Annotated in this window: 21 protein-coding genes; 10 read left to right on the top strand and 11 right to left on the bottom strand. The window is 61.6% G+C overall.

Translation table 11 applies throughout. From position 1 onward, the window contains the following. Positions 1–22: 22 nt before the first annotated feature. Complete coding sequence (locus tag AT959_RS06405; RefSeq protein WP_066881831.1) at positions 23–700, bottom strand: FadR/GntR family transcriptional regulator; 678 nt, start codon at positions 698–700, stop codon at positions 23–25. 363 nt (positions 701–1,063) lie between these two features. Here AT959_RS06405 and AT959_RS06400 point away from each other — a divergent pair, with 363 nt between their 5' ends. Both AT959_RS06400 and AT959_RS06395 read left to right on the top strand, forming a co-directional pair. Then, the gene (locus tag AT959_RS06400) at positions 1,064–1,378 is read left to right on the top strand and encodes a hypothetical protein (RefSeq protein ID WP_066881829.1); all 315 of its coding nucleotides are present in this window, start codon (positions 1,064–1,066) and stop codon (positions 1,376–1,378) included. Positions 1,379–1,404: 26 nt separating this feature from the next. After that, positions 1,405–2,856, top strand: a complete 1,452-nt coding sequence (locus AT959_RS06395) for a DegQ family serine endoprotease (RefSeq protein ID WP_066881826.1) — start codon at positions 1,405–1,407, stop codon at positions 2,854–2,856. Between the two features lie 34 nt (positions 2,857–2,890). Here AT959_RS06395 and urtE read toward each other — a convergent pair whose 3' ends face one another. The 5 genes from urtE to AT959_RS06370 form a co-directional block, all read right to left on the bottom strand. Beyond that, positions 2,891–3,583 (bottom strand): urea ABC transporter ATP-binding subunit UrtE, encoded by a 693-nt coding sequence (urtE, locus tag AT959_RS06390; protein WP_066881824.1) that lies wholly within the window; start codon positions 3,581–3,583, stop codon positions 2,891–2,893. Between the two features lie 69 nt (positions 3,584–3,652). Next, entirely contained in the window at positions 3,653–4,426 is a 774-nt protein-coding gene (gene urtD, locus AT959_RS06385) for an urea ABC transporter ATP-binding protein UrtD (protein ID WP_205629857.1), read from the bottom strand. 53 nt (positions 4,427–4,479) lie between these two features. Further along, the gene (urtC, locus tag AT959_RS06380) at positions 4,480–5,595 is read right to left on the bottom strand and encodes an urea ABC transporter permease subunit UrtC (protein WP_066881820.1); all 1,116 of its coding nucleotides are present in this window, start codon (positions 5,593–5,595) and stop codon (positions 4,480–4,482) included. Positions 5,596–5,604: 9 nt separating this feature from the next. Further along, positions 5,605–7,182, bottom strand: coding sequence for an urea ABC transporter permease subunit UrtB (gene urtB / locus AT959_RS06375; protein ID WP_066881818.1), 1,578 nt, complete (start codon positions 7,180–7,182; stop codon positions 5,605–5,607). A 130-nt stretch (positions 7,183–7,312) separates the two neighbouring features. Then, complete coding sequence (locus AT959_RS06370) at positions 7,313–8,200, bottom strand: LysR family transcriptional regulator (RefSeq protein ID WP_066881816.1); 888 nt, start codon at positions 8,198–8,200, stop codon at positions 7,313–7,315. Between the two features lie 128 nt (positions 8,201–8,328). Here AT959_RS06370 and AT959_RS06365 point away from each other — a divergent pair, with 128 nt between their 5' ends. The 3 genes from AT959_RS06365 (at position 8,329) to AT959_RS22095 (ending at position 10,879) form a co-directional block, all read left to right on the top strand. Beyond that, positions 8,329–9,444, top strand: a complete 1,116-nt coding sequence (locus tag AT959_RS06365; RefSeq protein ID WP_066881814.1) for an S-(hydroxymethyl)glutathione dehydrogenase/class III alcohol dehydrogenase — start codon at positions 8,329–8,331, stop codon at positions 9,442–9,444. A 12-nt stretch (positions 9,445–9,456) separates the two neighbouring features. Next, entirely contained in the window at positions 9,457–10,311 is an 855-nt protein-coding gene (fghA, locus tag AT959_RS06360) for an S-formylglutathione hydrolase (protein WP_066881812.1), read from the top strand. A gap of 91 nt (positions 10,312–10,402) precedes the next feature. Further along, a complete protein-coding gene (locus AT959_RS22095) occupies positions 10,403–10,879 on the top strand; it encodes a VF530 family protein (protein ID WP_066881810.1) in 477 nt (158 codons plus the stop codon). A gap of 16 nt (positions 10,880–10,895) precedes the next feature. Here the strand turns inward: AT959_RS22095 and AT959_RS06350 are convergent, their stop codons facing one another. Next, positions 10,896–12,095, bottom strand: coding sequence for a response regulator (locus AT959_RS06350; RefSeq protein WP_083518243.1), 1,200 nt, complete (start codon positions 12,093–12,095; stop codon positions 10,896–10,898). Between the two features lie 386 nt (positions 12,096–12,481). Between AT959_RS06350 and trmA the strand changes: the two genes are divergently transcribed. Continuing rightward, positions 12,482–13,576 (top strand): tRNA (uridine(54)-C5)-methyltransferase TrmA, encoded by a 1,095-nt coding sequence (gene trmA, locus AT959_RS06345; RefSeq protein WP_066881807.1) that lies wholly within the window; start codon positions 12,482–12,484, stop codon positions 13,574–13,576. On the opposite strand, the gene AT959_RS06340 is transcribed toward trmA, so the two are convergent. Together AT959_RS06340 and urtA are read right to left on the bottom strand one after the other, a co-directional pair. Beyond that, positions 13,573–14,730 (bottom strand): GGDEF domain-containing protein, encoded by a 1,158-nt coding sequence (locus tag AT959_RS06340; RefSeq protein ID WP_083518242.1) that lies wholly within the window; start codon positions 14,728–14,730, stop codon positions 13,573–13,575. The genes trmA and AT959_RS06340 overlap by 4 nt on opposite strands. A gap of 157 nt (positions 14,731–14,887) precedes the next feature. Further along, the gene (gene urtA / locus AT959_RS06335; protein ID WP_066881804.1) at positions 14,888–16,150 is read right to left on the bottom strand and encodes an urea ABC transporter substrate-binding protein; all 1,263 of its coding nucleotides are present in this window, start codon (positions 16,148–16,150) and stop codon (positions 14,888–14,890) included. 267 nt (positions 16,151–16,417) lie between these two features. On the opposite strand from urtA, the gene AT959_RS06330 reads away from it, so the two are divergent. Further along, entirely contained in the window at positions 16,418–16,630 is a 213-nt protein-coding gene (locus AT959_RS06330; protein ID WP_066881802.1) for a dodecin, read from the top strand. Positions 16,631–16,660: 30 nt separating this feature from the next. After that, positions 16,661–17,221 carry a lipid-binding SYLF domain-containing protein gene (locus AT959_RS06325; RefSeq protein ID WP_066881800.1) on the top strand — a complete coding sequence of 187 codons (561 nt, stop codon included), beginning with the start codon at positions 16,661–16,663 and terminating at the stop codon, positions 17,219–17,221. Positions 17,222–17,315: 94 nt separating this feature from the next. On the opposite strand, the gene AT959_RS06320 is transcribed toward AT959_RS06325, so the two are convergent. After that, entirely contained in the window at positions 17,316–17,729 is a 414-nt protein-coding gene (locus AT959_RS06320; protein ID WP_066881798.1) for a winged helix-turn-helix transcriptional regulator, read from the bottom strand. An 89-nt stretch (positions 17,730–17,818) separates the two neighbouring features. On the opposite strand from AT959_RS06320, the gene AT959_RS06315 reads away from it, so the two are divergent. Then, the gene (locus AT959_RS06315; RefSeq protein ID WP_066881796.1) at positions 17,819–18,670 is read left to right on the top strand and encodes an SDR family oxidoreductase; all 852 of its coding nucleotides are present in this window, start codon (positions 17,819–17,821) and stop codon (positions 18,668–18,670) included. Between the two features lie 48 nt (positions 18,671–18,718). On the opposite strand, the gene AT959_RS06310 is transcribed toward AT959_RS06315, so the two are convergent. Beyond that, complete coding sequence (locus AT959_RS06310) at positions 18,719–19,645, bottom strand: LysR family transcriptional regulator (protein ID WP_066881794.1); 927 nt, start codon at positions 19,643–19,645, stop codon at positions 18,719–18,721. Between the two features lie 108 nt (positions 19,646–19,753). Between AT959_RS06310 and AT959_RS06305 the strand changes: the two genes are divergently transcribed. Next, a complete protein-coding gene (locus tag AT959_RS06305; protein ID WP_083518280.1) occupies positions 19,754–20,647 on the top strand; it encodes an MBL fold metallo-hydrolase in 894 nt (297 codons plus the stop codon). Positions 20,648–20,680: the final 33 nt, after the last annotated feature.

The following is a 20,680-nucleotide window of genomic DNA, read 5'->3' as shown; positions in this document are numbered from 1 at the left end:
GGACTCCAGGGAAGGAACGAGGTCAGGGTTGGGTAAAGCGGATGCCGACCCGGCCGGCGGCCGAGCGCAGATGTTGTTGCATGGCCTTGCGGGCGGCGGCGGCATTGCCTGCCGCAACGGCGGCGAGAATGACGTTGTGTTCGTCCGCCGGATGCCAGATGTGGCTGCGGTCGGCGAAGGGCAGACGCAGGCTGTAGGCGAGTTGGGCCTGGAACTGCTGTGTGATCGCGGCGAGCGCCGGGTTGCCGGAGAGTTCGGCCAGCGCCAGGTGAAAGCGCAGGTCGCAGTCGGCAGCGGTGACCAGATCGTTGGCGCCGAGCGCCTTCTGCATTTCGCTCATGCACTCGCGCAGGGCGTCGAGCCCTTCGGCACTGCGGGCGCGCGCCGCCAAGCTGGCATTGGCCGGCTCGATGACGAAACGCATCTGGAAGATGGCGTCCGGCGGCATCGCGCTCGGCCCGGCCGGCAGATCGCTGGCGCTGAGCTTGCTGCCAGCCGTGACGAAAACCCCCTTGCCGGGAAAAGAGCGCAGCAGGCCGAGCGCTTCGAGCATGGAGATCGCTTCACGCAGCGAGGCGCGGCTGATGCCGAGGTTTTCGGCCAGTTCGCGCTGGCCTGGAAGAGCCGCCCCGGCCGGGTATTGCCCGTCGAGAATGCGGCGTTGCAGGGTTTGGGCTGCGATGTTGGAAACACTAGGCATTTTGTTTAACAGTTCAGACCGGTCAGACCAGATGAGAGCTATTAAGCGTTATTCGTGCCAGGTAGATTCCGGGCAAAATTCATTCCATAAACCATTGTTTTATCTACAACAAAACTGGCAACACCGAACCGGGAATGCCTCTCGACAATGCCCCGTTCTAGGGAATATTTCCGACAATGCGTTTGTTTTTGGTGCGTTGCCTGAGCGAATTCTGTCTGTTGGCGAGGACCTCTTTTCCGGTTTTCCTTTTTTGCCGCAGGCAGCCGTTGAAAAAATTGGATACAAACCGTCGCACAAAGACAACTTGAAAATTTCGGCTTTTGCATAAAACTAGGGCTCGAAACGAGACACAAGGAGCTTCCCATGCCAAACAATGAAACCCTTCAAGCCCACGTCATCGCCGGTTTCCTAATGACGGCCCGTCATCATTTCGGTTTGTCTTCCGTGGCACCGAGCAACATTCGCCTTCCCGCCCCGTTGAGCCGGCTGCGCCCCATGCTGCGCTCATTACTGGTAGTCGGTTCACTCGGCACCGTCATGACACCACCGACATTCGCCGCTGAACCGGTCTTCCCGGTGAATGAGTGCAAGGGCTCGGAAGGTTCGAGCAAACGTGAAGGCGGCACTTTGAAGATGCCGGCATTGCAGGCCGGCGCCGAAAAACCTTCCGAACACTGATTCCAGATTACGGAGGAGCACAGATCATGAAAGCAATGAAGATGACCGTTGCAGCAATGGCCGTGGCTGCCGCGATCGGTGGCGCCTATTCCTTCGGCCATCTGCAAGCCCTACCCAGTGCCCAGGCGGCAGGGTCGGTGACCAGTGCGGCTCCCGCCACGCCAGCGGTCATCGCCGCGCCAGCTGCCTTGCCCGACATGCGCAGCATCATCGCTGCCAATGCGCCGGCCGTCGTCAATATCAGCATCACCGGTACGCGCAAGACCGCGGCCACCTTGCCCCAACTGGACCCGGATGATCCGCTCTATCAATTCTTCCGCCGCTTCGGCGGGCAGATGCCGCAAGAATCGACGCCGACCCGGGGCCAGGGCTCGGGTTTCATCGTCGGCGCCGACGGCACGATCCTGACCAACGCGCATGTCGTCGAAGAGGCCAGCGAAGTTACGGTCAAGCTGAACGACAAGCGCGAGTTCAAGGCCAGGGTGCTGGGTGCCGACAAGGCGAGCGACGTGGCCGTACTGAAGATCGATGCGAAGAATCTGCCCACGGTGCGCGTCGGCACCTCGCTGCAGACCCAGGTCGGCGAATGGGTACTGGCGATCGGCTCGCCGTTCGGCTTTGAAAGCAGCGCCAGCGCCGGCATCGTCTCGGCCAAGTCGCGCACGCTGCCGGACGGCAGCTACGTTCCCTTCATCCAGACCGACGTCGCGGTCAATCCGGGCAACTCGGGTGGGCCGCTGTTCAACATGAACGGCGAGGTGATCGGTATCAACTCGCAAATCTATTCACGCAGCGGCGGCTACCAGGGGCTTTCCTTCGCCATCCCGATCGAGGTGGCGATGAACGTCGAGCACCAGATCATCAGCACAGGCAAGGTGCAGCGCGGCAAACTCGGCGTCAGCATCCAGGAAGTCAATCAGGCGCTGGCCGACAGCTTCGGCCTTGCCAAGCCGGCTGGCGCACTCGTCTCTTCCGTTGAAAAAGGCAGCCCGGCGGCCAAGGCGGGGCTGGAACCGGGCGACGTGATCCTCGGCGTCGATGGCAAAACCTTGAATTCCGCGGGCGATCTGCCGGCCACCGTCGCCCTGAAAAAGCCGGGCGAATCGACCCGCTTGCAAATCTGGCGCAAGGGCGGCACCCACGACATCGACGTCAAGATCGGCAGCTTCAACGAGGAGAAGCTCGCTAGCGCGGAAACGCCGAGTGCCGACAAGGGCCGCCTGGGTGTCGCCGTGCGTCCGCTGACACCGGACGAGAAACGCCAGGCAGAGGTCAATGGCGGCCTGCTGATCGAACAGGCCGGCGGCGCCGCAGCCCGGGCCGGCATCCGGCCGGGCGACATCATTCTCTCGGTCAATGGTCAGCCCATCGACAGCGTCGATCAGTTGCGCGGCATCATCGCCAAGTCGGGGAAAAAGGCGGCCATTCTGCTCGAACGCGGCAATGCGCGCCTTTTCGTGCCGGTCGACCTCGGCTAAGCGCCAACATGCGAAACGGCGCTGACGGCAGTTTTCAAACCGCCAGCGCCTCCCGTACCCCATCCTGCGGCATGGTTTCTCCCCTGCCCCGCATGATGAACTCGCCACGCTCCATCAGCAGGTACTGGTCGGCCAACGATTCGGCGAAATCGTAGTACTGCTCGACCAGCAGGATCGCCATTTCGCCGGTTTCGGCCAGCATGCGGATGGCGCGTTCGATGTCCTTGATGATCGAGGGCTGGATGCCTTCGGTCGGCTCGTCGAGTATCAGCAGCTTCGGGCCCATGGCCAGCGCCCGGCCGATGGCGAGCTGTTGTTGCTGGCCGCCGGACAGGTCGCCGCCACGGCGGTGCATCATCTGCTTCAAGACCGGGAACATGTCGAAGATGCGCTGCGGAATCGGCGTGCTGCCCGGCTTGGTGGCCAGGCCCATCAGCAGGTTTTCCTCGACGGTCAGGCGCGGAAAAATTTCGCGGCCCTGCGGCACGAACCCGATGCCGGCCTTGACTCGCTCGTGCGGCGGCAGGTGGGTGATGTCCTTGCCGTCGAAGCTGATACTGCCCGATTTGGTCTTGACCAGCCCCATCAACGACTTGAGCAGAGTGGTCTTGCCGACGCCGTTGCGGCCGAGCAACGTGGTCACTTCGCCGGTTTTGACCTCGAAAGACAGGCCACGCAGGATGTGGCTGCCACCGTAGGCCTGGTTCAGGGTGTCTACTTTCAGCATGATGGTTTTTCCGGTTGCACGGGCGATTGCTGCGGTCGACCCGCGAAAAAGCCCAAAAATGAAAGGCGCTCAGCGGCCAAGATAAACCTCGATCACCCGCTGGTCGTTCTGCACGGTGGCAAGGTCGCCTTCGGCCAGCACCGAGCCTTCGTGCAGCACAGTGACCAACCCGCCCAGCTTCTCGACGAAGGCCATGTCGTGTTCGACGACGACCAGCGAATGCTTGCCGGCCAGCGAGACGAACAGTTCGGCGGTGCGCATCGTTTCGTCATCGGTCATGCCGGCGACTGGCTCATCGAGCAGCAGCAGCTTCGGCTCCTGCATCAGCAACATGCCGATTTCCAGCCACTGCTTCTGGCCATGCGAGAGCAGCCCGGCCTGACGGTCGGCTTCCTTGTCGAGACGGATCAGGCGCAGGGTTTCGGCGATCTTGTCGCGTTCGTCGCCGGCCAGCCAGGCGAGCAGGCTTTTCCAGACGCGCTTGTCGGTCTTCATCGCCAGTTCGAGGTTTTCGAACACCGTGTGCTGCTCGAAGATGGTCGGTTTCTGGAACTTGCGGCCGATGCCGACGTGGGCAATTTCCGGTTCGGTCAGCCGGGTCAGGTCGATGGTCTGGCCGAAATAGGCCTTGCCGGAATCGGGCCGCGTCTTGCCGGTGATGACGTCCATCATCGTCGTCTTCCCTGCCCCGTTCGGGCCGATGATGCAGCGCAGTTCGCCGGCGTCGATGGCCAGGTTCAGGTTGTTCAGCGCCTTGAAGCCATCGAAGCTGACGGTGATGTCTTCGAGGTAGAGCGCGACGCCGTGCGAGAGATCGAGTTCGCCGGTGACGAAGTGCCCCATCTGGTCGGCGCCGTCGCTGCCTTCCGGGCGGTCGTCGAGGGTGGTTTCGAGGATCATGCTGCGGCTCCTTCTTTTTTGGCCATCAGTTTCTTCCACAGGCCGACCAGGCCTTGCGGCAACAACAGCGTCACGACGATGAAGAGCAGGCCGAGGAAGAACAGCCAGTATTCGGGGAAGCTGACGGTGAACCAGCTTTTGGCCAGATTGACGACGAAGGCACCGATGATCGGGCCGATCAGCGTGCCGCGCCCGCCGACCGCGACCCAGATGGCGATCTCGATCGAGTTGCCGGGGCTCATTTCGGATGGGTTGATGATGCCGACCTGGGGCACGTAGAGCGCGCCGGCAATGCCGCACAGCACGGCCGAGATCACCCAGATGGTCAGCTTGTACCAGAGCGGGTTGTAGCCGATGAACATGACGCGGCTTTCGGCGTCGCGGATGGCGGTCAGCACGCGGCCGAACTTCGATTTGACCAGCCAGGCGGCGAAAACCAGCGTGGCGGCGAGCATCACGGCGGTCAGGCCAAACAGCACCAGCCGGGTTTCCGGTGAGGTGATGGTGACGCCGAGCACGCGCTTGAAGTCGGTGAAACCGTTGTTGCCGCCGAAGCCGGTTTCGTTGCGAAAGAAGAGCAGCATCGCGGCGTAAGTCAGGGCCTGGGTGATGATCGAGAAATAGACGCCCTTGATGCGCGAGCGGAAGGCGAAGTAGCCGAAGACGAAGGCGACGACAGCCGGCACGGCGAGGACCAGGAAACTTGCCCAGCCGAAGCTGTCGCTGCCGAGCCAGAACCAGGGCAGTTCCTTCCAGTCGAGGAAGACCATGAAGTCCGGCAGGTCGGCGCCGTAGCTGCCGTCGCGGCCGATCTGGCGCATCAGGTACATGCCGAAGGCGTAGCCGCCGAGGGCGAAGAACAGCCCGTGGCCGAGCGACAGGATGCCGCCGTAGCCCCAGATCAGGTCCATCGCCACCGCCACCAGCGCGTAGCACATGATCTTGCCGATCAGCGTGATGGCGTAGGTCGAGACGTGGAAAGCGCTATCTTCGGGAAAGTTGAGGTGGAGGACCGGGACGACGAGCAGCGCCAGGGCGAGGAAGATGCCGAGGGCGATCCAGCTTTTCGTGTCCAGCGCGGACAAAATTCGAAGGGTGAGAGGTTTGCGCATGGTTCAGCCTTACTCGACGAAGCGGCCCTTGAGGGCGAAGATGCCCTGCGGCCGTTTCTGGATGAAGATGATGATGCAGACGAGGATGCTGATCTTGGCGATGACTGCCCCGGCCCAGCCTTCGAGCAGCTTGCTGAAAATACCGAGGCCAAGCGCCGCCCAGACCGCGCCGGCCAGCTGCCCGACGCCACCGACGACGACGACCATGAAGGAATCGACGATGTAGCCTTGGCCCATGTCCGGGCCGACGTTGGAAATCTGCGACAGCGCGACGCCGCCCAGGCCGGCGATGCCGGCACCGAGCGCGAAGGCCATGGTGTCAATACGCGCCGTCGGCACGCCGACGCAACCGGCCATCGCCCGGTTCTGCGTCACGGCGCGGACGAACATGCCGAGCCGGGTCCGGTTCATCAGCACCCAGACGAGGAAAAGAACGAACATCGCGAAGCCGACGATGATGATGCGGTTCCACGGCAGGATCAGGTTGGGCATGACTTCGATACCGCCCGACATCCAGCTCGGGTTCGACACTTCGACGTTCTGCGCGCCGAACAGCACGCGGGCCGACTGGATCAGCACCAGCGACAGGCCCCAGGTGGCAAGCAGGGTTTCCAGCGTGCGGCCGTAGAGCCAGCGGATCACCGTGCGTTCCATGACGACGCCGACCAGCGCGGCGGCGAAGAAGGCAACCGGGATGGCGGCCGGCAGGTACCAGTCGATGTAGTCCGGTGCAAAGGCGCGGAACAGGCTCTGCATGCCGTAGGTGGCGTAGGCGCCAACCATCAGCAGCTCGCCGTGCGCCATGTTGATGATGCCCATGACGCCGTAGGTGATGGCCAGGCCGAGTGCGCCGAGCAGCAGGATGCTGCCGAGCGACAGGCCGGAAAAGGCGCGGCCGACGTTCTCGGCCATGGCCAGCCGGCTGTCGATGGCCTTCACGGCGGCAATGGCTTCGTAGCGCACCTTGTCGTCGGGCTCGCCGGCTTTCTCGGTCAGCGGCAGCAGCACGCTCTTGATGGTCGGCGAGGAAGTTTCGGCCAACGCCTTGACCGCCTCCAGCCGAGCGGCCGGATCGGTATTGGCCAGGTTGGCCTGGGCGTGGGCCAGGGTCAGCAGCGCCTTTATCTGCGCATCACTTTCCTGGTTCAGGGCGCGCGCCAGCAGCGGCGCCATTTCCGGCGTCACCTGGCTTTGCAGTTTCTGGGCCGAGGCGAGGCGGACGCCAACATCGGCGTCGAACAGTTTCAGGGCCGCCAGCGCGCTGGCCAATTCGCCCCGAATCCGGTTGTTAACCGTAGGACTCTCCGGGTTGGCCGGCATCTTGATCGCTTCACCGCTGGTCGCGTCGAAAGCCTGCTCGCCTTCGATGATGACGACCTTGTCGCCGGCCAGGAACAGGCTGTCCTCGGCCATGGCTTTCAGGACGCGCACGGCGTCCGGGTCGGCGGTCTGGGTCAGTTGCCGGATGGCGGCGACCTTGGCGCTGGAGTCTTCGGCCGCCAGCTGGCGCACCGGCGCCGGGTCGAGCACGGCCTGCGCCGGCAAAGTCGCGGCGCAAAGCAGTAAGGCTATTAAAGTTTTTTTCATCAAGGGTCCGTCCGCAATTTGTGCAGTGCAGCGACAGATTACGGGGCGGACCGGCGAGCGGAAATACGATGAATTGCGTAGTGCACCGCGGCACTGGGATCACGGCTTCATGCCGCGCCGGCGCCAGCCTTCAGCAATATTCCGGGCAAAGCGCCAGCCCGGTCTTCAGCGCCTCGATCAATAAACGCACCTTGGGCAAGGCATAACGCCGCTGCGGGTAGACGGCCCACACGGCGGCATTCGGCGGCTGGTGGACACCGAGCAGCGAGATCAAGTCGCCGCGCCGCAGTAGATCGAGCACGTAATAATCGGGCAACTGACACAGGCCGAAGCCGCGCAATGCTGCATCAAGCACTGCCTGACCACTGTTGCAGCGCCAGTTGCCGCTCGGCCGGAACTGGAATTCGCGGCCATCCTGCTGAAAGCTCCAGGTGTCGCCGGTGCCGATCAGACAATTGTGGCGGCCGAGTTCCGACAGCGTGTGCGGCCGGCCGTAGCGTTCGAGGTAGGCCGGGCTGGCGCACAGGTACATGACGCGCGGCGCGATACGGGTAGCGACCAGGCTGGATTCGTTGAGGCGACCGAGGCGGATGGCCAGGTCGAAACCCTCCTGCACCATGTCCAGCGTCCGGTTGGTCAGTTCGATCTCCAGCTTCAGTTGCGGGTGGCGGGCCATAAACTCGTTGGCCAGCGGCACAATGAAGCGCTCGCCGTAAGCCACCGCCGCGGTCATCCGCAACAGGCCGCTCGGCGCGCTCTGCAGGTCGCCGATACTCAGGAAAGCTTCGTCACGCTCCTCGATCAGGCGCTGGCAGCGGGCGAAAAAGCTCTGCCCGGCTTCGGTCAGCGACACGCGGCGCGTCGTCCGGTAAAGCAGGCGCGCCTGCAAACGGTCTTCGAGCAACGCCACCTTCCGGCTGACATGCGAGGACGACAGGCGCAGACGCTCGGCTGCCCGGGAAAAGCTGCCGCACTCGGCGACGGCGACAAACTCGTCCAGCCCTTCCCAACGACTCATTTTTGGTGCTCCTGGTTGCGGACGGCGATTATCCCCATACAGCAACAATCAATCCTTGAATGGCGATTTATTCACCCGGCAGCACTAATTATACTCAGCCCCATTGCCCCCCTTTCGAGAGCCTGCCCATGTCCATCAAGTCACGCGCCGCCGTTGCCTTTGCCGCCAACCAGCCCCTGCAGATCGTTGAAGTCGATGTCGAGCCGCCGAAAGCTGGCGAAGTCCTCGTCCGCATCGTCGCCTCCGGGGTCTGCCATACCGACGCCTTCACGCTGTCCGGCGACGACCCGGAAGGCATCTTCCCATCCATCCTCGGCCACGAGGGCGGCGGCATTGTCGAAGCGATCGGTGAAGGCGTCACTTCGCTGGCCGTCGGCGACCACGTCATTCCGCTGTACACGGCCGAATGCCGCGAGTGCAAGTTCTGCAAATCGGGCAAGACCAACCTCTGCCAGGCGGTACGCGCCACCCAGGGCAAGGGCCTGATGCCGGACGGCACCAGTCGCTTCTCCTACAACGGCCAGCCGATCTATCACTACATGGGCTGCTCGACCTTCTCCGAATACACCGTGCTGCCGGAAATTTCGCTGGCCAAGATCGCCAAGGAAGCGCCGCTCGAAAAGGTCTGCCTGCTCGGCTGCGGCGTGACCACCGGGATCGGCGCCGTACTCAACACCGCCAAGGTGGAAGAAGGCGCCACCGTCGCCATCTTCGGCCTGGGCGGCATCGGCCTGGCGGCAATCATCGGCGCCAAGATGGTCAAGGCTTCGCGCATCATCGCCATCGACATCAACCCGGCCAAGTTCGAGATCGCCCGGCAACTGGGCGCAACCGACTGCGTCAATCCGAAGGATTTCGCCAAGCCGATCCAGGAGGTCATCGTCGAGATGACCGATGGCGGCGTCGATTACTCCTTCGAGTGCGTCGGCAACGTGAACCTGATGCGTGCCGCCCTCGAGTGCTGCCACAAGGGCTGGGGCGAATCGACCATCATCGGCGTCGCCGGCGCCGGCCAGGAAATCAGCACCCGCCCCTTCCAACTGGTGACCGGCCGCGTCTGGCGCGGTTCGGCCTTCGGCGGCGTCAAGGGGCGGACCGAACTGCCGGGCTATGTCGAAAAGGCGCAGAAGGGCGAAATCCCGCTCGACACCTTCATCACCCACACCATGCCGCTGGAAGAAATCAACCGCGCTTTCGACCTGATGCATGAAGGCAAGAGCATCCGCACCGTGATCCATTTTTAGGCGGGGGAAGGCATGACGCTCGAAAACATATCCTGCCAGAAAAGCTTCGGCGGCTGGCACAAGCGCTACCGGCATCGCTCCAGCACGCTCAACTGCGACATGGTGTTCGCCGTCTATCTGCCGCCGCAGATCGAGCAAGGCGAAAAGCTGCCGGTGCTGTACTGGCTGTCCGGCCTCAGCTGCACCGATGAAAACTTCATGCAGAAGGCCGGCGCCCAGCGCATGGCAGCCGAACTGGGTATCGTCATCGTCGCCCCCGATACCAGCCCGCGTGGCGCCGAGGTGCCGGGCGATCCGGATGGCGGCTGGGATTTCGGCCACGGCGCCGGGTTCTACCTGAACGCGACGCAAGCCCCGTGGGCGCAGCATTACCGGATGCACGACTATGTAGTGCACGAACTGCCGGCACTGATCGAAGCCAGCTTTCCGGTATCCGAGCAGCGCGGCATCAGCGGACATTCGATGGGCGGCCACGGCGCGCTGGTCTGCGCCCTCCGTAATCCCGGGCGCTACCGGTCGGTCTCGGCCTTCGCGCCAATCTGCAACCCGATGACGGTACCCTGGGGCGAAAAGGCGTTTTCCCGTTACCTCGGCGAAGAACGTTCACAGTGGCGCGCCTGGGATGCCAGTGCCTTGCTGGCCGAGGCGACTGAACGCCTGTCCATCCTGATCGACCAAGGCGACCGCGACGATTTCCTGATCACGCAACTGAAACCGGAAACCCTCGAAGCCGCTGCCAAGGCCAGCAGCCATCCGCTGACCCTGCGCCGGCAAGCGGGCTACGACCACAGCTATTACTTCATCGCCAGCTTCATCGAGGATCACCTGCGCCATCACGCACTGGCGCTTGGCCGGTCGGTCGACTGAATCTACGACCGACTCAGGCGAGGCCGGGGGGCATCGAGCCCTCCGGCTGCGGCAGGTACAATGGCGGACTTATCCCAGCCCCCGCATCGCCATGAACACTGATATAAATTACAAGAACAACCCGCTCCACGGTCTTAGCTTAAAAAACCTGTTAACGGAAATAGTTGATTACTACGGTTTTGAGATTCTCTTTGCTTACTTGAATATCAATTGTTTCAAGAGCAACCCCAGCATCGACTCCAGCGTGAAATTCCTTAAAAAAACGGATTGGGCACGTGAGAAAGTCGAAGCCTTCTACTTGTACCAGTTCAAAAGCCTGCCGCGTGCCTCGGCCGAGCAGTTCGAACTGCCACCACGGGACCGCATTGTGCCGCCGGATCAAATACCGGGCGAGCCCGCTGAGTTAAGCCTGGAAGATGCCGAAAGATTGCGCGAAAAGCGGGCCAGGAAAGCCGCTCTGCATGACTCGGGAGCAGCCTATCCTTCCGGCTCAGGCAAGCGTCGGTCGAGTTATTCAAATCCCTCTGCTTCCAGCGACTCAGACCCGTGGGCGAAGTGGAAAAAATAAATCAGGCCTCGAAGCGCTAAAACAACTCAATCAAGTTCTCCCCACGGCCGGCACTCAAGGCCTGCATGACCTGGGCGAACAGGGTATCGAAATCACCGCCTCTGCCCAGCCGGCCGAGAACGCGTTGCACCGCATGCTCCATCGTCGAATTGATCGTCGTTTCTTGTGCCTGGCTGGTGTTTAGCCAGGTATAGGTTTTCTCGATATCGTCAATCAACTCCTGCAACAGCAAGCGGGTGTCCATCAGCATCGCGCGCTGGTTTTCAGCGAGTTCGTTCAAGGCGGCCTCTGCCCCGCTCAGCGCAATTTGCAGTTGTTCGGCACGCTTCTGTGCCTCCAGGCGCATATCCACATTCACAGCAAAAGCTTCAGCTGCTTCAGACAAAATGACCAGGTTATCGCGTAACCCGCCAGCGTGTACCGGATCGTCTGCTTCGTTCGGCATATCCTGAACAACGATAGAGACCCTATCGTTATTCACTACCAGACGCTGCTTGAACTGGAATACCCGCCCCATTTCCGAAGCGTTTTCAAGAATGGCGATCTCCAGTGGCGACAACGCGCCACGCGCCGTCACTGCCGTGCAGTCACCTTGATGCCGGATCTGGACGAGACAGCTCAGGCCAAAGTCCCGGGTGGCCGCCAAAAGTTCGTTGGCCAAGGCGTGGTAATCCTGGCAGACGATGCTTGACCGCATGAAATTCATCAGGGTGCCACTCTGGCTCGCGCTTGACAGAAAAGCCATGGCCATTTTTTCAACGGCCTTTTTTTCCTCGACCAGGGATTCAGCTGCCCGGTATTGGGAAATTGCAACAGTAACTTTGCGCAGCAGAATCTCGCTGCTGACCGGCTTGGTCACGATGTCGTTGCCGCCAACATCGTATGCTTTCAAGTGTTCTTCAAGGGATTGGTGCGAAGTTGCGAAAATGATCGGGATGCCCGTCCATTTGCGCAACAGGCGGCAGGTCTCGTAACCGTCAAGCACCGGCATTTCAACATCGAGCAGAACCAGATCGGGGAGCTGCTGCTGGCACAGAGCCAGCGCTTCGCTGCCCGTAGACGCGGTCAGGACATCGAAACGCCTGGCCAAAATGGCCCGATGCATCGCCCTGCTGACCTGATCATCATCAACCACCAATACCCGACCACTTAGCGCCAGTTCGTCGTTGGCAGGATTGCCTTTGCCATGATTACCACCGGGTGCAAACCTCAACATATCTGCTTATCTCACCTTGGCTAAAACCACGCGTTAATTGAAATTAATATTACAAATGATAATTTTACGATATCGATCGCGGACGACTTTATGACAAAAATCAATAGTTAACTATCACGACAATTAACTTGCAGGAGCTCCTGCTCCAGTCAGAAGTAGCCGTTTCGAATGGCACACTTGCAGTGTGATGATCGGCGCACGCTTGGCACCCCATCGCTGGCGACAGGAGTCAGTTAAAAGCAGCTAATTTGCCACCAAAAACACCCCCAAACAGGTATACCAGCGTATATTCCGCCGTCGCCTGACTGTCCGCATCTCCGGGCAAGCTGATTTCCGCTCACTGTGTCAGGCTTTTCGGCCGAAAACCGCTTCATACCGCTCAAACCATGCCATTACCCAGCATCGATCCCACCAATTACGCCATCCAGCTCGCCGACAAGGTCGCCCAATTCAAGCGCGACTTCGCACCGTTTGCCATCCCGGAGCCGGAGGTATTCGCCTCCGCCCCCGAGCATTACCGGATGCGTGCCGAATTTCGCATCTGGCATCAGGGCGATGACGTGAATTACGCGATGTTCGACCCGGAAAACCCGAAGCAGCCGGTGATGATCGAGCATTTCCCGATGGCGTCGACGTCGATCTGCGGCTTGATGCCGCGCCTGATGGAGCATCTGCGCGCCAGCCAGATGCTACGCAGCGGGCTGTTCCAGGCCGATTTTCTCTCCACCTTGAGTGGCGAACTGATGGTCACGCTGATTTACCACCGCCGCCTCGGCGAGGGCTGGGAACTGGCGGCCCGCGATCTGGCGGCCGATCTCGGCATCCAGGTCATCGGGCGCAGCCGCGGTCAGAAGGTGGTGCTCGACCGCGACTGGTTGCTGGAGGAGTTCGAACTGAACGGGCGCCAGTTGCGCTATCAGCAGATCGAGGGCAGCTTTACCCAGCCCAATGGCGGCGTAAACCGGCAGATGCTCGGCTGGGCCTGCGCCCGGGCAGCAACGCTGGGCGGCGACCTGCTCGAACTGTATTGCGGCAACGGCAATTTCACGATGGCCCTCGCCCCGCTGTTCGACAAGGTACTGGCGACCGAAGTCAGCAAGTCATCGGTTCATGCGGCGCAGTACAACATCGCTGCCAACAGCGTCGACAATGTCGCGCTGGTCCGGGCCTCCAGCGAGGAAATCAGCGATGTCCTGGCCGGTCGCGAAGTGCTCAAGCGCATGAAGGACATCGACCTTACCAATTACCGCTTTTCGACGCTTTTCGTCGATCCGCCGCGTAGCGGGCTGGATGCGACGACCCTCGAATTCGCCAGCGGTTTCGACAATATCCTGTACATCTCCTGCAACCCGCAGACCTTGCAGGAAAACGTCGCAGCGCTACAGGCTACGCATACGGTCAGTGCCTCGGCCGTCTTCGACCAGTTTCCCTATACGCACCATCTGGAGTGCGGCCTACTGCTCACCCGGCGCCAGGCCTAGGTCTGCAAGACAGGCTCGGCCGCGCCCTGGTTGGGCGCCCGTGCCTGCTCGTCACAGACCACCCGGTTCCGCCCCTGCGTCTTGGCGGCATACATCGCCAGATCGGCCCGATGCATCAGGCTGGACAGGCTGCTGTCGCCGGCTTGCAGCAGCGTAACGCCGATGCTGATCGTCGGTCGCACGATATTGCCCTGCACTGTCAGCACCAGCGCCTCGGTCGCCTGGCGCAGCCGTTCCGCTGTTTCCAGCGCTTCGGGCAATGAGGAATCGGGCAAGAGCAGCGCGAATTCCTCGCCGCCCAGACGGCCGAAACAATCACCCGTCCGCAGATGCTGGACACAGGCATCGACGACCGCCACCAGCACTTCATCGCCACCCAGATGGCCATATTGGTCATTGACCTGCTTAAAGTGGTCGAGATCGATGATCATCAGTGCCAGCGGATTGCCATGTTCGCGCGCCGCCTGCAAATGCTTGTCGGCGGCGGCCAGGAAATAGCGGCGGTTGACGATGCCGGTCAGCGAATCCCGCGAGGCCTGCGACTCCAGCTCCTGGATCAGGATCTCGTTGCGCTGGCGCAGTTGCAGGGCTTCCGTCGAGTAGGCATTGATCTGCCGGCCAACCTGGATCATCAGCGCGGTAAAGCCACCGCCGAGCAGGCTCAGGCCAAGATTGAACCAGTTCAGTTCGAGCAGCGGCAGTCCGATCAGGGCGAGCACCGGAAAGATCATGTCGAGCGTGAGCAGGCGCAGATGGGCGTTGCTCATCGAGGCAGTCAAGGCGATCAGGCCGATGTGCACCAGCATGATGAAGATCAGGCTGGGAAAGCTCTCCGGCTGCCAGGCCCAGAAGACGAGCGATGACCAAGCCAGCATGTGCGCCCCATGCGCCAGCGCGATGCGATTTGCCCATTGCGGCTCGTCACGGGGCTGTACGTCGCTGCGCTTGAAGACCCGATAAACGCGGATGTAGTTGGCGATGATCAGCAATTCGAGTCCAGCCCAAACCACCGCATGCAGCACCGGCACCCAGTTGGTCAACAGCGCGGCAACGACCAGGGTCAGCGGTGGCGCCAGGTAGCGGTCGTGGAGATGGATATCGACGTAAAGATGCAACTGGGCCAGCCGAATGCCCATCCTTGAGTCCGTCGTCATAAACCGCGTCTTTGATCCGAATTAAATATGCGCCGACTATGCCTGATCGGCTTGATATTGTCATCGCTCAAGCTACCCTCCCCCTTGCCCGCACTGTTTTCAAACGCAAAAACGGGGGCCAGGGCCCCCGTCGATCGCGACTGACATTACATCCGGATTACTTCATTTCCGGCTCGTCCTTCTTCTTGTCGTTGCCGGTGATGAACGGGCTCCACGGCTGGGCCTTGACCGGGCCGGGCGTCTTCCAGACGACATTGAACTGGCCATCGGCCTTCACTTCGCCGATGAATACCGACTTGTGCAGGTGGTGGTTCTTTTCATCCATCTTCGAGATGATGCCGCTCGGCGCCTTGAAGGTCTGGCCGGCCATGGCGGCGATGACCTTGTCGGTGTCGGTCGACTTGGCCTTCTCGACCGCCTGCTTCCACATGTGGATGCCGATGTAGGTCGCTTCCATCGGGTCGTTGGTGACGACCTTGTCGGCGTTCGGCAGCTTCTGCTTCTTGGCCCAGTCGCGGTACATCTTCACGAACTTGTCGTTTTCCGGGTTCTTCAGCGACATGAAGTAGTTCCACGACGCCAGGTGGCCGACCAGCGGTTTGGTATCGACGCCGCGCAGTTCTTCCTCGCCAACCGAGAAGGCGACGACCGGCACATCGGTGGCCTTCAGGCCGGCATTGCCGAGTTCCTTGTAGAAGGGCACGTTGGAGTCGCCGTTGATGGTGGACACGACGGCGGTCTTCTTGCCTTCGGAAGCGAACTTCTTGATCTTGGCGATGATGGTCTGGTAATCGCTGTGGCCGAACGGCGTGTAGTCTTCCATGATGTCGGCGTCAGCGACGCCCTTCGACTTCAGGAAGGCGCGCAGGATCTTGTTGGTGGTGCGCGGATAGACGTAGTCGGTGCCGAGCAGCACGAAGCGCTTGGCTTCGCCGCCGTCCTTGGACATCAGGTATTCGACGGCCGGGATGGCTTGCTGGTTGGGCGCGGCGCCGGTGTAGAAGACGTTCTTTTCGAGTTCTTCACCTTCGTACTGCACCGGGTAGAAGAGCAGGCCGTTCAGTTCCTTGTAGACCGGCAGCACCGACTTGCGGGACACCGAAGTCCAGCAACCGAAGGTGACGGCGACCTTGTCCTTGGTCAGCAACTGACGGGCTTTTTCAGCGAACAGCGGCCAGTTGGAAGCTGGGTCGACAACCACCGGCTCCAGCTTCTTGCCCATGACGCCGCCGGCCTTGTTGATTTCCTCGATGGTCATCAGCACGGTTTCCTTGAGCGCGGTCTCGGAAATGGCCATGGTGCCGGACAACGAATGCAGCACGCCGACCTTGATCGTGTCGGCGGCGTGGGCAGCCATGCCGATGGAAGACAGGGCGGCGGCAAGAACGGTTGCCTTGATGAAGTTACGACGATTGCTCATGGAAGCTCCTCGGAGGTAGGGAAATCTGGTCTGCGTTGTTGCAGTGCAGCGTCAGATTAAGTTCGCGGCGCCCATGGAGAAATACGTTAGATTGCGTAGCTGCAGATTCGGCAATCTGCATATCGTCTTCGCATAGACCGGCAGAATTCAGCCCCGTTATGCCTGGCAGTTTCCCCCTGGTACTTTCCCCTTATCTTGACCCTTGAGTTATCCGCGCTGGCACCTATGGTGAAGAAGTGAGCACTGTCGATTATCAAGGAGCCCGTCATGTCGGATCATGTTTACAAGGTGATTGAAGTCGTCGGGTCGTCCCGACTGGGTAGCGACGATGCCATTCGTAACGCGATTGAAACCACAGCCAAAACGATCCGCAATATTGACTGGTTCGAAGTGATCGAAACGCGTGGCCACGTGGTCGATGGCAAGGTCGGCCACTTCCAGGTCACGCTGAAGATCGGTTTTCGTTTCGAAGCCAACTGACACTTGCGGTCATTAAAGGAGGGAAATGCCATGAAGCTGAACCATATTTTTGCCATCGCAGCACTTGCGATTTTCTCGTTCGCCACGACTGGCGCAGTCGCGCAGTCCGAGAAGGAAAAAAATCGGGCCGAGGTCCAGACCAAGGTCAATCAAACACTGGCCGACTTCTACAAGGCCAAGCCGGAGCTCGAGGCCGAAGTCAAAAACGCCGCCGGCTATGGGGTATTTACCAGCTACGGCCTGAGTTTCCTGATTGGCGGCAGTGGCGGCAAAGGCCTGGTGCATGACAACAAGAGCAAGCACATCACCTATATGGACCTGGCACAGGCCAGCGCCGGCTTGCAGATCGGGGCTGCGGAAACACGTTACCTGTTCGTCTTCAAGGATGCGAAAGCCATGCAATCGTTCATCGACTCAGGCTGGGAAGCCGGCGGTGAAATCGGGGCGGGCGCTGGTGCCGGCAAGAAATCGGCGGGCGGCTCAGTCGGCCAATTTACCGGCGGCCAGATGTACAGCCTGACGAAAAACGGCTTTCAGGTGGGCGGCGCAGTGGCCGGCACGAAATTCTGGAAGGACAAGGACCTGAACTAAGCCGCTTGCTTACAGCGGATGCGACAAGCGGCGGCCGCCTGGATTGCGGCCGCCGGATTGACTTGTTTCGCCCAGCCCGGAGCACTCCGGAAACTCAGCGCCTCTCGGTCAGTTCTGCCCTAGCCTGGAGAATGCCGGACAGATTCAGTTCAATCCAGTCTGCCAGCCCTTGGACACGCAAGCCGACCTCCTGGCCCAGCGGCGTCAGGGAATATTCGACATGGGGCGGCACAACCGGGTAAGAGCGGCGCAGCACGAAGCCGTCCCCCTCCAGCCACTGCAGCGTCTGGGCGAGCATTTTCTCGCTCACCCCGCCGACCTTGCGGCGCAGATCGCTAAATCGGTGGGTGCCGGCCAGCAAGGCGACCAGGACCAGGACGCCCCAGCGACTCGTGACGTGCTTGAGTACCTCGCGGGAAGGGCATTGTTCGGCGAACAGGTTGCCGCGCAGCATTTGTGCCGAGAGGGTCAAGGGGGCTTCGGGCGCAGTCTCGTTTTGAGTGCTCATACACTAACCTTTAGGTACGTACTTACTAAATGTAAGTTAAGTGGCTATTCTGCTCCCTCACCCCGCAACCTACCAAGGAAATTTTGATCATGATCGTCGTCACTGGTGCTACCGGCCAACTGGGCCGTCTCGTTATCCAATCCCTGCTGACCAAGCTGCCCGCTGCACAAATCATCGCCGCCGTGCGCCAGCCGGAACGGGCGGCAGATCTCGCCGCGTTGGGTATCCAGCTTCGCCAAGCCGACTATACCAAGCCGGCCACGCTCGATGCCGCGTTCGCGGGCGCCGAGAAGGTTCTGCTCATCTCGTCCAGCGAAGTTGGCCAACGCACGGCGCAACACAAGAACGTGATCGATGCGGCCAAGCGCGCCGGCATCGCGCTGCTGGCTTACACCAGCCTGCTGCATGCGGATCGCTCGCCACTGGGTCTGGCTGCCGAACACCAAGCGACCGAAGCCTTGCTCAAGGCGTCCGGCCTGCCCCACGTCTTGCTGCGCAACGGTTGGTACACCGAAAATTACCTGGCCAGCATCCCGCCGGCCCTGCAGCATGGCGCCTATATCGGCAGTGCCGGGGAAGGTCGAATCGCCTCCGCCGCCCGTGCCGACTATGCCGAGGCCGCCGCCGCCGTCCTCACCTTGGCCGGGCAAGCGGGCAAGGTCCATGAGCTGGCCGGCGACGAGTCCTATACCTTGACCGAGTTTGCCGCCGAACTGAGCAAGCAAGCCGGCCAGAGCATTCCCTACGTCAACCTGCCGGAGGCCGACTACAAGGCGGCGCTGGTCGGCGCCGGCCTGCCGGCAGCGCTGGCGGGTTTGCTGGCCGACTCGGATGTCGGTGCCGCCCAGGGAGGGCTGTTCGACGATCAGCGTCAACTCAGCCGCCTGATTGGCCGCCCGACCACCGCGTTGGCGGCGCTAATCAAGGCCGCACTGCGCTGAGCGTCGGCGTGAGGCCCCGGCGGCCGGGGGATTTCGCTCACCGGCGATTCAGGCCGGCGTTTGCGCGGTAAGCGCCAGATCCCACGGTGCCGGTTCGCCGGTAAAGCGGGCCGCCAGAAAACCCACCAGCAGGCGCAGGGCCAGCGGCTGGTGCTGGCGCGAGAGATAGATGGCGTGGATGCCCAGCACGTCCGGCTCATGATCCGGTAGCAGATGGACCAGGCGGCCGGAACGCAGCTCATCACCCAGATAGTAGGTTGGCAGCATGCCGATGCCAGCGCCGGACAGCACCGCCCGGCGCAGAACCGCCGTCTCGTTGGTGTGGAAATTCCAATCCACCGGCACCGTGAGCGTCTCGCCGCCCCGCGTGAAGCGGTATTGCTTGCCGATGCCGAAGGCGTGTGCGATGCAGCGATGCTGGCGCAAGTCTTCGGCGCTGCGCGGTACGCCGTGCCGCGCCAGATAGTCGGGCGAAGCGCACAGCATCGAGCGACAGCGGCCGAGCGGCCGCGTAATCATCGTCGGGTCCAGTGTATTGGTGATGCGCACGGCCAGATCGACACGCTCCGCCACCAGGTCGGTCGCCTTGTCGCCCACCGACAGCACGATCTCCACCTGCGCGTACTGGCGCTGAAAGTCGACCAGAGCAGCCGTCAACTGGGCATCGGCAAAAGAGCTGGCGGTCGTTACGCGCAGCACGCCGGCCGGTTCACGGTTGCGTTCGGCCGCGATGTGCTGGGCCTCTTCGGCGATTTCGAGCAGTTGCCGGCAAGCGGGCAGCGCCGCCAGGCCGGCATCGGTCAGGCTGACCTTGCGCGTGGTCCGGTGCAGCAAGCGGGCATCGAACCACGCCTCCACCGCGGCGAGATAGCGGCTGACCATCGCGGCGGACATTTCCAGATGCTCGGCGGTCTGGGTCAGGCTGCCGCGATCGGCCACCTCGACAAAGACGCGTACTGCGGTCAGGCGATCCATTTCATCGATCCATGCAATAAACAATCAACTGATTCGAACTTTATCAACCATTACGCAAAATATACAGTTCGTTTCGCCGTCATTAGCCAAGCCTTCAAGGAGATCACCATGTCTTACACCCGCCAACTAAGCCGTTTCATGTTTCCCGCCCTGCTGAGCCTCGGCGTCGTTGCCTCGACCGGCGCCAGCGCCCAAGTCACCGCCCCGCTGACCGTCAAGGTCTATAACGCCGACGCCAACAGCTTTCATGTCAATGCCGTGGTGGTCAGCGGCAAGAGCGAAGCCATCGTGATCGACAGCGGCTTTACCCGCGCCGATGCCCTGCGGGTGGCCGCCAATGTGCTCGACAGCGGCAAAACGCTGAAGACCATTTTCATCAGCAATGCCGACCCCGATTTCTACTTTGGTGCCGAAGTGCTGCAGGGCATCTTCCCGCAGGCCCAGGTCCTGACCACGCCGGCTGTGCGCGAGAAGATTCAGGCCAAGCTGGCCGGCAAGCTGGCTTTCTGGGCGCCGAAGATGGGGGCCAACGCGCCGCACAAGCCGATCGTGCCGGAACTGCTGCAGGGTACGACCCTGAGCGTCGATGGCGAAACCATCGAAGTGCGCGGCACCACCGGTGAGCTGGCCCATCGCCCCTACGTCTGGATTCCGTCGATCAAGACCATCGCCGGCAACATCGCCATTTTCGGCAATCGGCATGTGTGGACCGCCGACACGCAGAAGGCGAGCGAACGCCAGGCCTGGTTCGCCCAATTGGATGAGATCGAAGCCCTGCAGCCCGCCACCGTCGTACCCGGCCACATGGCCCCCGGTACGGCACTGGATAGCAGCGCCATTCGTTTTACCCGTGAATACCTGCAGCGTTTCGATGTCGAAGCGACCAAGGCCAAGACCGCTGCGGAGCTGATCGAAGCGATGAAGAAGGCCTATCCGCAAGCCGGCCCGAGCATCGCGCTCGACATCGGCGCCAAGGTCAACAAGGGCGAAATGCAGTGGTAAACCGCTGAACGCTTGCCGGTACTGCTCAGTGGT

It is taken from the genome of Dechloromonas denitrificans (genome assembly GCF_001551835.1).
In the GTDB taxonomy this organism is placed as follows: Bacteria; Pseudomonadota; Gammaproteobacteria; order Burkholderiales; family Rhodocyclaceae; genus Azonexus; species Azonexus denitrificans.
Note: the sequence above shows the minus strand (reverse complement) of the source record. Positions and strands in the feature narration are given on the sequence as shown.

Coding starts and splice junctions, on each gene's coding strand:
- AT959_RS06340 (WP_083518242.1), bottom strand. CDS start 14,730: ATGACGACGGACTCAAGGATGGGCATTCGGCTGGCCCAGTTGCATCTT.
- AT959_RS06310 (WP_066881794.1), bottom strand. CDS start 19,645: ATGGATCGCCTGACCGCAGTACGCGTCTTTGTCGAGGTGGCCGATCGC.
- AT959_RS06400 (WP_066881829.1), top strand. CDS start 1,064: ATGCCAAACAATGAAACCCTTCAAGCCCACGTCATCGCCGGTTTCCTA.
- AT959_RS06350 (WP_083518243.1), bottom strand. CDS start 12,095: ATGTTGAGGTTTGCACCCGGTGGTAATCATGGCAAAGGCAATCCTGCC.
- AT959_RS06405 (WP_066881831.1), bottom strand. CDS start 700: ATGCCTAGTGTTTCCAACATCGCAGCCCAAACCCTGCAACGCCGCATT.
- urtB (WP_066881818.1), bottom strand. CDS start 7,182: ATGAAAAAAACTTTAATAGCCTTACTGCTTTGCGCCGCGACTTTGCCG.
- AT959_RS06315 (WP_066881796.1), top strand. CDS start 17,819: ATGATCGTCGTCACTGGTGCTACCGGCCAACTGGGCCGTCTCGTTATC.
- AT959_RS06320 (WP_066881798.1), bottom strand. CDS start 17,729: ATGAGCACTCAAAACGAGACTGCGCCCGAAGCCCCCTTGACCCTCTCG.
- AT959_RS06365 (WP_066881814.1), top strand. CDS start 8,329: ATGTCCATCAAGTCACGCGCCGCCGTTGCCTTTGCCGCCAACCAGCCC.
- fghA (WP_066881812.1), top strand. CDS start 9,457: ATGACGCTCGAAAACATATCCTGCCAGAAAAGCTTCGGCGGCTGGCAC.
- urtD (WP_205629857.1), bottom strand. CDS start 4,426: ATGGGGCACTTCGTCACCGGCGAACTCGATCTCTCGCACGGCGTCGCG.
- urtA (WP_066881804.1), bottom strand. CDS start 16,150: ATGAGCAATCGTCGTAACTTCATCAAGGCAACCGTTCTTGCCGCCGCC.
- urtE (WP_066881824.1), bottom strand. CDS start 3,583: ATGCTGAAAGTAGACACCCTGAACCAGGCCTACGGTGGCAGCCACATC.
- AT959_RS06305 (WP_083518280.1), top strand. CDS start 19,754: ATGTCTTACACCCGCCAACTAAGCCGTTTCATGTTTCCCGCCCTGCTG.
- AT959_RS06370 (WP_066881816.1), bottom strand. CDS start 8,200: ATGAGTCGTTGGGAAGGGCTGGACGAGTTTGTCGCCGTCGCCGAGTGC.
- AT959_RS06325 (WP_066881800.1), top strand. CDS start 16,661: ATGAAGCTGAACCATATTTTTGCCATCGCAGCACTTGCGATTTTCTCG.
- AT959_RS06330 (WP_066881802.1), top strand. CDS start 16,418: ATGTCGGATCATGTTTACAAGGTGATTGAAGTCGTCGGGTCGTCCCGA.
- trmA (WP_066881807.1), top strand. CDS start 12,482: ATGCCATTACCCAGCATCGATCCCACCAATTACGCCATCCAGCTCGCC.
- AT959_RS22095 (WP_066881810.1), top strand. CDS start 10,403: ATGAACACTGATATAAATTACAAGAACAACCCGCTCCACGGTCTTAGC.
- urtC (WP_066881820.1), bottom strand. CDS start 5,595: ATGCGCAAACCTCTCACCCTTCGAATTTTGTCCGCGCTGGACACGAAA.
- AT959_RS06395 (WP_066881826.1), top strand. CDS start 1,405: ATGAAAGCAATGAAGATGACCGTTGCAGCAATGGCCGTGGCTGCCGCG.